The 13506-nt window shown below is 64.4% G+C and carries 12 protein-coding genes; 3 read left to right on the plus strand and 9 right to left on the minus strand.

Annotated features, from left to right (window positions below; genetic code table 11):
* Window positions 1-38: 38 nt before the first annotated feature.
* From WN72_RS23330 to parE, 3 genes are all read right to left on the minus strand, one after another.
* Window positions 39-1586: an outer membrane protein gene (locus WN72_RS23330; protein WP_027557872.1), complete on the minus strand. Its 1548-nt coding sequence runs from the start codon at window positions 1584-1586 to the stop codon at window positions 39-41.
* A gap of 287 nt (window positions 1587-1873) precedes the next feature.
* Entirely contained in the window at window positions 1874-2656 is a 783-nt protein-coding gene (locus WN72_RS23335; protein ID WP_167380823.1) for an outer membrane protein, read from the minus strand.
* Window positions 2657-3051: 395 nt separating this feature from the next.
* On the minus strand, window positions 3052-5100 hold the full coding sequence (gene parE / locus WN72_RS23340) for a DNA topoisomerase IV subunit B (RefSeq protein ID WP_092216254.1): 2049 nt from the start codon (window positions 5098-5100) through the stop codon (window positions 3052-3054).
* A gap of 274 nt (window positions 5101-5374) precedes the next feature.
* On the opposite strand from parE, the gene WN72_RS23345 reads away from it, so the two are divergent.
* The gene (locus WN72_RS23345) at window positions 5375-5905 is read left to right on the plus strand and encodes a DedA family protein (RefSeq protein ID WP_027557875.1); all 531 of its coding nucleotides are present in this window, start codon (window positions 5375-5377) and stop codon (window positions 5903-5905) included.
* A 42-nt stretch (window positions 5906-5947) separates the two neighbouring features.
* On the opposite strand, the gene WN72_RS23350 is transcribed toward WN72_RS23345, so the two are convergent.
* Window positions 5948-6793 carry an MBL fold metallo-hydrolase gene (locus WN72_RS23350; protein ID WP_347337475.1) on the minus strand — a complete coding sequence of 282 codons (846 nt, stop codon included), beginning with the start codon at window positions 6791-6793 and terminating at the stop codon, window positions 5948-5950.
* A 24-nt stretch (window positions 6794-6817) separates the two neighbouring features.
* Window positions 6818-6949: a hypothetical protein gene (locus tag WN72_RS47635; protein ID WP_347337476.1), complete on the minus strand. Its 132-nt coding sequence runs from the start codon at window positions 6947-6949 to the stop codon at window positions 6818-6820.
* A gap of 379 nt (window positions 6950-7328) precedes the next feature.
* On the opposite strand from WN72_RS47635, the gene WN72_RS23355 reads away from it, so the two are divergent.
* Together WN72_RS23355 and argC are read left to right on the plus strand one after the other, a co-directional pair.
* Complete coding sequence (locus WN72_RS23355) at window positions 7329-7997, plus strand: FMN-binding negative transcriptional regulator (protein WP_092216255.1); 669 nt, start codon at window positions 7329-7331, stop codon at window positions 7995-7997.
* Window positions 7994-8977, plus strand: coding sequence for an N-acetyl-gamma-glutamyl-phosphate reductase (gene argC, locus WN72_RS23360; RefSeq protein WP_092216256.1), 984 nt, complete (start codon window positions 7994-7996; stop codon window positions 8975-8977). Before WN72_RS23355 ends, argC begins: the two co-directional genes overlap by 4 nt.
* A gap of 159 nt (window positions 8978-9136) precedes the next feature.
* Here the strand turns inward: argC and WN72_RS23365 are convergent, their stop codons facing one another.
* The 4 genes from WN72_RS23365 to WN72_RS23380 form a co-directional block, all read right to left on the minus strand.
* Window positions 9137-9904: an outer membrane protein gene (locus WN72_RS23365; RefSeq protein ID WP_092216257.1), complete on the minus strand. Its 768-nt coding sequence runs from the start codon at window positions 9902-9904 to the stop codon at window positions 9137-9139.
* A gap of 176 nt (window positions 9905-10080) precedes the next feature.
* Window positions 10081-10947, minus strand: a complete 867-nt coding sequence (locus WN72_RS23370; RefSeq protein WP_092216258.1) for an ornithine carbamoyltransferase — start codon at window positions 10945-10947, stop codon at window positions 10081-10083.
* Between the two features lie 33 nt (window positions 10948-10980).
* A complete protein-coding gene (locus WN72_RS23375; protein WP_027557881.1) occupies window positions 10981-11379 on the minus strand; it encodes an MAPEG family protein in 399 nt (132 codons plus the stop codon).
* A 131-nt stretch (window positions 11380-11510) separates the two neighbouring features.
* Complete coding sequence (locus WN72_RS23380; protein WP_092216259.1) at window positions 11511-13319, minus strand: PHA/PHB synthase family protein; 1809 nt, start codon at window positions 13317-13319, stop codon at window positions 11511-11513.
* Window positions 13320-13506: the final 187 nt, after the last annotated feature.

Below are 13506 nucleotides of genomic sequence, written 5' to 3' on the forward strand. Positions count from 1 at the left end.
GCTTTTGACGTTTGAGACTCGGCTCGGTCAGTACCTGGTCAATATTTGGCGACCACCGCGTTGGTCGCGTTGAAGCGATAGACCAGCGAGGTGCTGATGGTCTGCACCCACGGCTTGAACGTTGTCGCCCTGCCGCTCGGTCCGCCGCCGAAGGCGGGCACGATGGTCTCCGGCAGGGTGATGCGGTCGTAGTAGGCGGAGCGGTACTCGGACTTCATGAACCAGCCGGGGGCCGTGATGCCGAAGATGTCGAGGTTGTTCTCGATGCCACCGCCGACGAACCAGCCGTCGCGACGGAAGGACGTCGTCGTGAAGGTGTCGGTGGCAGGCAGGTCGAGCGTGGACAGCGTGGTGCCTGACCACTCGGAGCCGGAGTAGCCGGCATTCACGTAGGACAGTACGCTCGGAGCCACGAGGTAGCCGAGCCGTGCGCCAGCGGCGTAGCTGGTCCGGAGCTTTTCGCGGCCTTCGAAACTGACGAAGGCATTGCTGGGCAGGGACCCGCGGATGTCGCCAAATTGACCGTCGGCGAAGACACCCGCCACCCACTTGCTGAACTGCCAGTCGTATCCGATGCCGACCGTGCCGAACCAGCCGCTGCCGCCGGCCCGTTGATCGCGGGACAGTGTCGTGCCGGCCGGCCCGAAGAAGCCGCCGGAGGTCCCATCGCTGATGACGTTGCTGTCAGCATTCCAAAGCCCGCCGCCGCCGCCGCCGAAGACATAGAGGCCGGTCCAGCTCGGAGCTGAGATGGCTGCTGGCGCCTTCGCGTAGAGCCGTGGGGCGGGATCGGCGACCGCAGCCGATCCAGTCGAGTTGAAGCGATAGACCAGCGAGGTGCTGATGGTCTGCACCCAGGGCTTGAACGTCGTCGTCGTGCCCGTCGATCCGCCGGCAAGGGCGGTTTCCGGCAGGGTGATGCGGTCATAGAACGCGGAGCGGTACTCGGTCTTCATGAACCAGCCGGGGGCCGCGATGCCGAAGATGTCGAGGTTGTTTTCGACGCCGCCGCCGATGAACCAGCCATCGCGGCGGAAGGATGGAGTCGTTGCGATGGTCGTGGTCGGCAAGGTCAGGGTCGACAGGGTGCTGCCCGACCACTCGGAGCCGGAGTAGCCGGCATTCACATAGGAAAGGACATTGGGAGCCACGAGATAGCCAAGTCGCGCGCCGGCCGCGTAGCTCGTTCGAAGCTTTGCGGTCCCCTCAGCGCCGTACACAGCATCCACGAATGAGCCGCGGAGATCGCCAAACTGAACGTCGGCGAAGATGCCGGTCACCCACTTGCTGTTGAACTGCCAGTCGTAACCGAGGCCAACCGTGCCGAACCAACCGTTGCCGCCGAGCCGCTGATCACGCGTGAGTCGCGTGCCTGCCGGCCCGTAGAAGCCAACGGCCCCGTCGCTGAAGACGTTGCTGTCCGCATTCCACAGCCCGCCGCCGGCGCCGCCGAAGACGTAGAAGCCGGTCCAGCTTGCGACCGGCACTGGGGCGACGGCCTTGAGGGGCCGGGCGCCGAGATCGGCTGCCGTGGCGGTTCCCGAGCATGCAGCCGCCGCCGCAAATGCAATCACCAGCTTCTTCATTCCTGCTCCCTCAGCCCCGATCGTCGCGCCGCAACCGCGATGCGATTCCATTCGATCTGCTCCAAAGGGATAGACGAGTTCCAGGCGGAAGACTGTTGCTGGCCAGCAACGACGCGAAATCTGCGCAACGCCTGCGGCGACGGGGCTGGGCTCCGCCGCCGTGCCCTGTATCGGAGCGTGTGCGCGGATTCAAAATCAGCGCGAGGAATGCACCGCGCAACGAAAAAGCCCCGGGCGATGCCGGGGCTTTGACGTCTGAACTTGCGTTCGGATCAGTATTTGGTCGCTCAGTACTTGGCAACGACCGGGCCGGTCCAGTTGAAGCGGTAGACCAGCGAGGTCGAGATCGTCTGGTTCCAGCTGTTGGCGCGGATGTCGCGGCCAACCAGCACGTTGCCGGCGTCGAACAGCTCGTTCTGGGTCTTGGCGTTGTAGAAGGCCGAACGATATTCGGTCTTCATGAACCAGCCGGGCGAAGAAATGCCGAAGAAGTTCAGGCTGTTCTCGACGCCGCCACCGACGAACCAACCGTTGCGGTTGTAGCCGTTGAGGTGGATGCCAGCCGGAGCGCCCGCCAGCGTCAGGAAATTGGTGCTGCCGAAGTGAGCGCCGGAGTAGCCGCCGTTGACGTAGGTGAGGACGTTCGGAGCAACCAGCCAGCCGAGGCGCACACCAGCGGCCCAGGAGTCTTCAAGCTTCTGGCTGCCGGTGATGCCAGCGATCGGATCCTGGATGGTGGCGCGGATGCTGCCGAACTGACCATCGGCGAACACGCCGGCGACCCAGGTGCTGTTGAACTGCCAGTCATAGCCGAGGCCGACGGTGCCGAACCAGCCCGAGCCGCCCTGGCGCTGGTCGATCGTCAGCGGAACGGCGCCGACCGTGGTCTGGACGCGCTGGTCGGAGTTCGAGAGGCCGCCGCCGCCGCCGCCGAAGATGTAGAAGCCGGTCCAGTTGGCGACGGGAGCCGCAACCGGGGCCTTCACGTAGGGGCGCGCAGCAAGGTCGGCCGCCGAGGCCGAACCGGTCATTGCCGCAACAGCGGTCAGAGCGAGCAAAATCTTCTTCATCTTAAAATCCCCAACCTTTGTCTGTCGTAGCAGGCGCGAGCGCACTGAAGTCCGTGTCATCTGATGCCCGGACTATAGACGGTTCTCCCCGAAATGCTGTTGCTGCGCAGGCACAGTCGCCGGAAAACGCCCTTCGGTCGGGTTTTGATACGTGATCGGCGAAAGCCTAAAAAGCGTAGTAATTACAATATTTTGTTTCGGGTTTTGGTCTGCGTGCCCTGAGTAAGTTTTCGTTAGCAGATCGCCGTTGTCCGAAATGGAGGCAGGCCTGCCTCGGCCGTTGGCGACCCTGAGTCGTTGGCCGAGTCGCCCTCTCGCGGCGATGCTGAGGCCTGGCTGCAACAAAAAAGCCCCGGCCGACGGCCGGGGCTTTCTGCAAGGCATTGGAGCCTAGTTCAGACGTCCAGCAGCTCCTCGCTCGCGAATTCGGCCTTGTCGGAGATGAAGGCAAAGCGCGCCTCGGCCTTGGTTCCCATCAGGCGCTCCACCGAATCCGCGGTGGTGTCGCGGTCGTCGGCGAGCAGCACCACCTTCAGCAGCGTCCGCTTGCTCGGATCCATGGTGGTTTCCTTGAGCTGCGCCGGCATCATCTCGCCAAGACCTTTGAAGCGGTTCACCTCGACCTTGGCGTTGGCGTTGAACTCGCTCTTGAGCAGCGCTTCCTTGTGCGCGTCATCGCGGGCGTAGACCGACTTCGAGCCGTGCGTCAGCTTGTAGAGCGGCGGCACGGCGAGGAAGAGGTGGCCCTCGTCGATCAGCCGCGGCATCTGCCGGTAGAAGAACGTGATCAGCAGCGAAGCAATGTGCGCGCCGTCGACGTCGGCGTCGGTCATGATGATGATGCGCTGATATCGCAGATCCTCTTCGCGGTAATGCAAGAGCTGGCCGCAGCCGATCGCCTGCACGAGATCGGAGAGCTGGGCGTTCGCCGTCAGCTTGTCCTTGCCGGCGGAGGCGACGTTGAGGATCTTGCCGCGCAGCGGCAGCACCGCTTGCGTCTTGCGGTCGCGGGCCTGCTTTGCGCTGCCGCCCGCCGAGTCGCCCTCGACGATGAAGAGCTCGGAGCCTTCGGTGCCGGCATCGGTGCAGTCGGCGAGCTTGCCGGGCAGGCGCAGCTTCTTGCCTGCGGTTTTCCGCGCGGTTTCCTTTTCCTGTCGCCGGCGCAGCCGCTCCTCGGCGCGGTCGATCACGAAGTCGAGCAGCCGGTTGGCCATGTTCGGATTGCCCGACAGCCAATGGTCGAACGGATCCTTCATCGCCTGCTCGACGATGCGCTGCGCCTCGGCGGTGGCCAGACGATCCTTGGTCTGGCCCTGGAATTCCGGCTCGCGCACGAACACCGACAGCATCACGGCCGCGCCCACCATCACGTCTTCGGACGTGATGGACGAGGCGCGCTTGCCCTGGCCGACGCGCTCGGCGTGATCCTTCAGGCCGCGCAGCAGCGCGCTGCGCAGGCCGGATTCGTGCGTGCCGCCATCCGGTGTCGGCACCGTGTTGGTGTAAGACGACAGGAAGCCGTCGGCATCCGCGGTCCAGGCCACGGCCCATTCGCAGGCGCCATGCGAGCCGTTGCGGCCCGACTTGCCGGAGAAGATGTCGGGATGCACCAGCGTGTCGGCGTGGATCGCGGCGGCAAGATAGTCCTTGAGGCCGCCGGGGAAGTGGAATGTGGCTTCGGCCGGAACGTCCTCGACGCCCTTGAGCAGTTCGGGCGCGCAGTTCCAGCGGATCTCGACGCCGCCGAACAGATAGGCCTTGGAGCGCGTCATCTTGAACAGGCGCTGCGGCTTGAACGCGGCCTTGGCGCCAAAGATGTCGGTGTCGGGCTTGAAGCGCGTGCGCGTGCCGCGGCGGTTGTTGATCTTGCCGAGATCCTCGAGCTTGCCCTTCGGGTGCCCGCGCTCGAACGTCATGCGATAGAGTTTCTGGCCGCGCGCGACCTCGACCTCGAGATGCGAGGAGAGGGCGTTCACCACGGAGATGCCGACGCCGTGCAGACCGCCCGATGTCTCATAGACCTTGGAGTCGAACTTGCCGCCCGAATGCAGCGTGCACATGATGACTTCGAGCGCCGACTTCTTCGGGAACTTCGGATGCGGATCGACGGGGATGCCGCGGCCGTTGTCGGTGACGGTCAGGTACCCGTCGGCGCTCAGTTCGACTCCGATGAAGGTCGCGTGTCCGGCCAGCGCCTCGTCCATCGAGTTGTCGATGACTTCGGCGAAGAGGTGATGCAGCGCCTTCTCGTCGGTGCCGCCGATATACATGCCGGGCCGACGCCGCACTGGCTCCAGGCCCTCGAGCACCTCGATGTCGGCGGCGGTGTAATCGGCCTCGCCACCGCTCGCGCGCGGAGCCGGCTTCGCGGCGATCTGACGCGCTTTCGGCTCGTTGCCGCCGAATAAATCGTCTTTGCCTTTTGTTTTCAATTGCTTGGACATATATCTTGATGTGTTTTGAGGGTCGCGCAGGCGGCGAATCGGTTCGGGCGACTATGCCACGGCTCACCCATAGAGGTCACCGCATGCCGGCCAAGGGGGTGTGGGTGGGAGCCAATCCCGGCGATTTTACGCCGCAGGCCCGCCAATTCCCGGCAATTTGACGTGCCGGTCCGGTTTGGCGCCGGTTTTGTGACTTGATGTCACACAAGTCCTTGGCTTACCAGTCGTTTTCATCGAGCAGCACCTTGAGGCAGGGCGGGAAGGCTATTTCTGAATGGAGCAGTTTGCGCACGCCCTGGCCGACTTCGTGCGCGCTCACCAGGCCTGGGCTGCCCCGATCGTGTTCCTGCTCGCCTTCGGCGAGTCGCTGGCTTTCATCTCGCTGCTGATCCCGGCCTGGGGCGCTCTGGTGGCGATCGGCGCGCTGATCGGGGCGAGCGGGATCAGCTTCTATCCGGTCTGGATCGCCGGCGGCCTCGGGGCGGCGCTCGGCGACTGGGTCTCCTACTGGTTCGGTTATCGATACAAGGAGCAGGTCGCGCAGATGTGGCCGCTCTCGCGCTATCCGGAACTCTTGCCAAGGGGCGAGGCCTTCGTGCGCAGCTGGGGCGTGCCCAGCATCTTCATCGGCCGCTTCTTCGGGCCCTTGCGTGCCTCGGTGCCGCTCGCGGCCGGCATCTTCGAGATGCCGTATTGGAGCTTTCAGGCCGCCAATTTCATCTCTGCACTGATCTGGGCGGCGGCGCTGCTGCTGTTCGGCGACGTGATGGCCAAGCTGATGGAATGGCTCTGGCGCCTGTTCTGACCGGACGGCGGCACGCCGCCCGGTCAGGGCGCAAGGCGTAGCTTACAGCGAAGCGTTCCAGATCGACGGGATCCAGCGATAGCCCGAGCCGTCCTTTTCCTTCTCGACGCGGACGAGACCGGGGAAGGCGGCATGGAAGGCCTGGATTGGCATCTTCTCGGCGATCGCCATGTCGTAGAGCTTGCGCCGCGTCTCCCGCGCCAGCGGCTTGTCGACGTCGGAGGCGATGTTCCATTCGGGATGCCTCACGAACAGGAACGCCGCGCCAGCGGTGATGTCGACCTGCACCAGCACCTTCTCCGCGCCGGAGGCGACGATGAAGGAGTTATGGCCGGGCGTGTGGCCGGGGCTCGCCACCGAGGTGATGCCGGGCGCAACCTCCTTGCCGGACTCGTATTGCGTGACCTTGCGGCCGAGCGCATCGAACACGCGGCGGATGTTCTTGAAGTTGCCCTCGAGGATCGGATTGCCCGTCCCCTTGCTCATCTCGCCGTCGTCCATCCAGAACTTCCATTCTGTCGCCGGCACCATGATCTCGGCGTTGGGGAAGGCGGGCTTGTTCTCGGCCGCGAGCAGGCCGTTGATGTGGTCGCCGTGGAAGTGGGAGATGATGACGGTGTCGACCGCCGCGCGGTCGATGCTGGCGGCCGCGAGGTTGTTGTGGAACTGGCCGACCTTGCCTTTCGTCTGCGTGAACTGGTCGGGTCCGAGACCGGTGTCGATGACGACGAGCTTCGGCCCGGTGTTGACGACGACCGGATTGAAGGTGTGCGTGACCTTGTCCGTCGGCAGATGGTTTTCCGCGAAGATCTTGTTGATGTCGTCCTTGCTGGCGCCGGCCGCGTAATTGTCAGTCAGGTTGACGGTGGCGACGCCGTCGCAGACCACGGTGATCTGGTGGGTGCCGACATTCTAGCGGTAGAAGCTCGCATTCTGCGCGGTGGCCGGGGGCGCGGCGGCGCCCGCGGGCGAGGTCTTCACGAAGGGCAGGAGCGCCGAGGCGGCGGCACCGGCCAGCGTTGCGCGACGGGTAATCTCGGTCATGGCGATGTCCTGGGCTGGGTTTTCGAAAGACTAAGGACCGGCAGGCTGTGGCGCGTCGGTCTTTCTCCGGAACCCCTACGGTTAAAGGAAATTCCACTGCGGTCCGATGACATCCTGCCATCGCGCCTGCGGCATCCCGCCCTCGGGCGCCACGCATTTGCACTTGACCCTGGAACCCGCCGGCCTTATAGCCGCGCGCCATGATCAACGCCGCGACCATCCTGTTCGCCCGTCGCCGCCGCCGCAGCTGTGCGGTTTGGGCGGTCGATCGCGTTTGAGATCATCGTCTTTGCCGCTGGATCCGATCCGCGGCATTCTCTCTCCTGTCAGCGCGATCTGATCCGGCGGCTCCCCCAAGGAGACCCAGCAGGAGACCACGATGTACACGCCACCATTTTTCAAGCAGGACCGCGCCGCGAGCCTGAAATTCGCCGAGGAGCGCGGCTTCGGCACCATGTGCGCCTTCGACGGCCACAAACCGGTGGCCTCGCCGCTGCCGTTCTATCTGACCTATGCCGCCGACGGCACGCCGCAGGCCGCCTTTCATGTCGCCCGTCACAATCCGCTGCTAAAGCTTGCGGGCGGTGATGCCTCGTGGCTGCTCGCGGTCAACGGCCCCGATGCCTATGTATCGCCGGACTGGTACGTCTCGCCTGACCAGGTCCCGACCTGGCTGTACCAGTCGGTGCATCTGAGCGGGCCGGTGCGGCTGTTGTCGGGCGACGAGCTGTCGGTGCAGATCGATACGCTCAGCGACAAGTTCGAGAACTGGCTGCTGCCGAAGAAGCCCTGGACCTCGGCCAAGATGACGGCGGGCCGGCTCGAGGCGCTGAAGAAGGGGATCGTGGGTCTGGTCATGATGGTTGAAGAGGTTGAAGGCAGCTTCAAGCTCAACCAGCACAAGTCGGACGCCGACTATACGGCGATCGCCAATGCGCTCGGGGCACAGCCTGCTGCCGACGCCAGAGAGATCGCGCAATTGATGCAGGATGTGAGGCCGGAGGCCTTCGTGAACGAAACCAACATGCTCGAAAGGAGCGCGCCATGAGCCTCACGGAAACCACGAAAGCCCCGATCACCGGCGCTACGAAGAAGCCGGCCACCGTCTTCGTCGACGGCGGCTCCGGCACCACCGGCCTTGGCATCAACGAGCGGCTGAAGCTCCAGAGCGACGTCGTGGTGAAGACCATTGCCGATGACAAGCGCAAGGACCCCGCGGCCAAGAAGGCGCTGATGGAAGAGGTGGACCTCGTCATCCTCTGCCTGCCCGACGATGCCGCCAAGGAAACTGTGGCGCTGGTTGACAGCATGGGCAATTCCGCGCCGAAGGTGCTGGACGCCTCGACTGCGTACCGGGTCGCGCCCGATTGGGCCTATGGCTTCCCCGAGCTGACGCCGGACCAGGCCACCAAGATCAAGGCCGCGAACAAGGTCTCCAATCCCGGCTGCTATCCGACCGGCGGCATCGCGCTGCTGCGGCCGATCGTCGATGCGGGTCTGCTGCCTTCCGATTATCCCGTCACCGTCAACGCGGTGAGCGGCTTTTCCGGCGGCGGCAAGTCGATGATCGCAAGCTTCGAGGACGGCAGCGCGCCGTCGTTCGAGCTCTACGGCCTCGGCTTCGAGCACAAGCATCTGCCGGAGCTGCAGCTCTATTCGAACCTGACGCGGCGGCCGATCTTCATCCCCTCGGTCGGCAATTACCGGCAGGGCATGCTGGTCTCGATCCCGCTGCAGCTCGACACGCTGCCGGGCAGGCCTGGTGGTGCCGACCTCCAAGCCGCGATGGCCAAGCGCTATGCCGGGTCGAAATACGTCAAGGTGATGCCGCTGCAGAACGAGGCGACCAAGGGCGGCCGGCTCGAGCCGGAGGCCCTCAACGAGACCAACATGCTCGAGCTCTACGTCTTCGCCAGCGACAAGTACCACCAGGCGGTGCTGGTCGCCCGGCTCGACAATCTCGGCAAGGGTGCCTCGGGTGCCGCCGTGCAGAACATGCGGCTGATGCTGGGATTGCCGGAGGAGTAGGGCGCGCTTCTGCCGCGTCATGGCCGGGCTTGTCCCGGCCATCCACGCGTTGCCGCGATCAAGGAAGAACGTGGATGCCCGGGCCTTCGCCTCGCCGAAGCGGCTTCGGCCGCGCAGGCGGGACAAGCCCGGGCATGACGACTACGAGGGTTGGTGCGCTCAGTACTTCGCGATGACCGGGCCGCCGAACCGATAGTTGATACGGGCGGTGATCAGGTCGACGTCCTGGCCGATGCGCTCGGTGCGCGAGAACGTGCCGACAGGCGCCAGCGCTCCGTTGGCGCTGAGGGTGACGTCGCGGCGGCCCATGAACAGGTGGTCGTATTCGACACCGACCGACCAATTCGGGGCGAAGCCGTATTCGAGGCCGACGCCAACGGTGCCGCCCCAACGGGTCTCGTCGGCGCCATCGAACTCCGCTCCGGCCAGACCGCCCGTACCGATGCCGCGGTAACGATCCCTGGTGACAGCGGCGCCGCCCTTCACGTAGAGCAGCGCGTTATTCCAGGCGTAGCCGACCTGGCCGGTGAACAGGCCGAAGGCGTCGACGCGGGTGCGGTTGGCGACGCCGAGCACGGTGCTCGTATTCCGGCCAGAGAGATCGGCCCAGTCGCCCTGGGCTTCGAGGCCGAACACGAAGGTGCTGCTCTGCCAGCGGTAGCCGACCTGGCCGCCGGCAACGGCGCCGGTCGCATCATGGCAGCCTTCGGATACGCCGGGGGCGAAGCCGACCGTCTGGTCCCAGCACTTGCGTGACGTGCCGTAACCGCCGTTGGCGCCGATATAGAAGCCGCTCCAGTCGTAGATCGCGGCGATCATCGGCGGCGCCTTGGTGTAGGGCCGGGCGGCGAGATCTGCGGCACCGGCTTCGGTCGCGAAGGCGGCCAGGGAGAGGGCGCCAAGCGCGGATGCAATCTTCCAATTCATGTCAGCCCCGAATCAATCAATTGAGATGGGTGAATATAACTGTGGATGAGTGACAATCTGTGCGAGCAAACCGGCAGGCTGTCGTTTTCGTCCGCGGTGTTGTCGCTCGGCAACATGGCGGCGCTCGCCGGCGCCCGAAGACCCGGCTTGCACCGGTCGCGAGCCTTCCCCCGCCTTTACGCGACCGTCCATTCGAGCAGCGCATTCTGCGCGTGCAGGAGATAGGCCTTTGCCGGCGGGCTCTGGCAGGCCGGATGCGACGTCGCATCGGCGCTGACCTCCTGACCTCTGGTCACGGGCGGGCAGGGCAGGAAAATCACGTCGGGGCGGCACCGGTTCAGGGTCGCGGCCGATATCCGGTAGCTCGCCAGTTGATCGTCCTGTGCTCCGACAGGCCAGCAGTCCGTGATGATCACGTCCGCATCGAACAAGGCGTCGAGATCGGTCGTGGCGGTGAAGTTCGGGCTGGCGAGATCCCTGACATGCCAGTCCGACGGATAGGCCTGGGTCACCTTGATCGGCAGCGCGATCGAGGCTTCACCCCAGGACCGAAGGATATTGGCATCGGGCGCTACGCCAACGACCTTGAGATCGTCGAGATGCCCTCGCTTGCTCCTGACATAGGCGAGATCGCCGAGCGTCTCGCAAGGATGGTTCGAGCGCGTTCTCGCATTGATGACCGGCGCTTCGGCGCTGGCCGCGAGCTCTCGCAAGGCCGACAGCTCTCGTGTCCGCACGACCAGGATGTCGAACCAATTGTCGAGATATTTCGCGAGATCGGCGGTGGTCTCGGCGGCATTGAGCCTGACCGGCGCATGGACGCAGATGCCGCCCATCGCCTGGATGCCGAGGTCGAAAGCGGTGGTATTGCGCCATCCGCCATCGTCGACGATGAGCCCGACGCGCTTGCCGGCGAGCGGCTGCGGCATGACGCGGTCGCGCCAAGCCGCCGCGAGCACTTGCGCGCGGTCGACGATCGATCTGATCGTGTCCGCGCCGAGGTCCTGGAACTGGAGAAAGTCCCGGTTGGCTTCGTGATGCATTGCTAAGCGTTGCCGCGCGTCGGGGGCGCGCGATCAGAATACCCTGAAGATTGCCAGCACCAACACGGCCTGCGCCAGGAAGCCGACGGTAAAGGCGAGGGTGCGGAACACCGGGATGCCGAGCGCATAGACGATCAGATGCGCGACGCGCGACCAGAAATAGACCGCGCAGGCGAGCACGGTCCATTTCGAGGAATAGTCGATCGCGTTCAGGATCAGCACCAGGGGTGCGAACAGCACGAGGTTCTCGACCGCGTTGTCATGGGCGAACATTAGGCGGTTCGCCCATTCGGCTTGCGGCTTGTCGCCGCGCGAGGGGTTGGCCAAGGCGCCGCTAAGCCCCCGAACCTGGCAGCGATTGATGGTGTAGGGAATCCAGAGGATCCCGGTCAGGATCACCGTACAGGTCAGCCAGAACAATTCGCGCGTCATAACCCGGTCCCCTCTGTCGTCGCTGTGCTTGAGGCGAGCTTATACAAACGAGAAAGATTGCGCCATGCGCCTCATATTCGTTTGCGCATGATCTCTCCGGAAAACCGCTTCGCACTTTTCCGGATCATGCGCTACGCGCGGACCCTGACATAGCTGCCGGGCGCGTCCTCGATCGGGGGCAGGGCATCGCTGCCGATGCTGCGCGCGGGCACTTCCTCCGGATCGAGGCTGCCCAGCCATTCGCGCCAGTCCGGCCACCACGAGCCCTTGTGCTCGACCGCGCCCTTCATCCAGTCCGCGACCGTGACGTCCTTGATGTTTTCGTTGGTCCAGTACTGGTACTTGTTCGAGGCGGGCGGGTTGACGACGCCGGCGATGTGCCCCGAGCCCGACAGCACATACTTCACCGGTCCGCCGAAGAACTGCGAGCCATACAGCACCGATTCCGCCGGTGCGATGTGGTCCTCGCGGGTGGCGAGGTTGTAGACGGGCACCTTGACCTTGGAGAGATCGAGCAGGGTGTTGTCGAGCACCATGGTGCCGGTCGACAGCCGGTTCTCCAGATAGCAATTGCGCAGGTAGTAGGAATGGTTCGCCTGCGTCATCCGTGTCGCGTCGGAATTCCAGTGCAACAGGTCGAACGCGCTCGGCTGCTGCCCCTTCAGATAGTTGCTGACGACGTAGGACCAGATCAGGTCGTTGGAGCGCAGCATGTTGAAGGCCATCGCCATCTTCGAGCCTTCGAGCACGCCGGCCGCCTTCATGTCGTGCTCGAGCGCTGCGATCTGCTCCTCGTCGACGAAGACGAGGAGGTCGCCGGCGTGGGTGAAGTCGACTTGGGCGGCGAAGAACGTCGCGGACGACACCCGCTGGCGGCGCTTCTCGGCGAGCCAGGCCAGCGTGGTCGCAAGCATGGTGCCGCCGACGCAATAGCCGGCGGTGTGCACCTTCATCTCGCCGGTGACCTTCTCGATCACGTCCATCGCCGTGAGCGGGCCTTCCTTCATGTAGTCTTCCCAGCTCTTGTTGCCGAGCCGCTTGTCGGGATTGACCCATGAGATCACGAACACGGTGATGCCCTGGTCGACGCACCACTTGATGTAGGATTTCTCCGGCTTGAGATCGAGGATGTAGAACTTGTTGATCCAGGGCGGCACGATCAGGAGCGGGGTGCGCAGCACCTTCTCCGTGGTCGGCGCATACTGGATCAGCTGCATCATCTCGTTCTGGTAGATCACCTTGCCCGGCGTCGTCGCCATGTTGACGCCGACGACGAGGTTGTCCGGATTGGACTGGCGGATCTTCAGCATGCCCTTGCCGGCGGCGATGTCCTCGGCGAGCATCTTCAGGCCGCGCGCGAGATTTTCGCCGCTGCTCGCCACCGTCTCGCGCAGCACTTCCGGATTGGTCAGCACGAAGTTCGACGGCGAGATCGCGTTGGTGACCTGCTGGACGTAGAACTCCGCCTTGCGGCGGGTCTGCGGATCGAGCCCTTCCGCATCGCGCACCAGTTCCTGCGCCCATTTGCTCGTCAGCAAATAGAGCTGCATCATGAAATCGAAGAACTGGTTCGACTTCCATTCCGGATCGGCAAAGCGCTTGTCGCGCGGCGAGGGCGCGATCGCGGGCGCGGCGTCCTGGCCGGCCATGCGGCGTGCCGCCGTGCCCCAGAGATCGAGATAGTCCTTGGCGAGCTTGGTCTGGAGATCGGAGGAGCGGGACGTATCCGACAGCCAGTATTCCGCGACCGAGGTGAAGGTCTTGACTACTTCCGTCAGCTCGGCCGGCGGACGGTCCTGCACCTCGCCGCTCTCGCGCGGCTTGAGGTAGGCCGCGAGCGCCTTGCCGCCGCTCTCCATCGCCCGCGCGACATTCATCGCGAAGGCTTCCGCATCGAACTTGGTCTCGGGTTTGGGCGTGTCGGTCGTGACGGTACTCATGACCAGAACAGTAACGATTGATTCCGTATTCGTCACCGCGAAGCTAGCATCTTTGGCGTCAAACACTCTCGAAGATGTGTTGCGGTGCGACAAATTTTCTTGGTTCCGTCACAATCGAGCCGCACCGCTCGTCTTGGTAGTTTCGGGCTGTTTTCTCGCTCGCACCATTTCGGGCAGCAATGGTTTG

The organism is Bradyrhizobium arachidis (genome assembly GCF_015291705.1).
Lineage (GTDB): Bacteria > Pseudomonadota > Alphaproteobacteria > Rhizobiales > Xanthobacteraceae > Bradyrhizobium > Bradyrhizobium arachidis.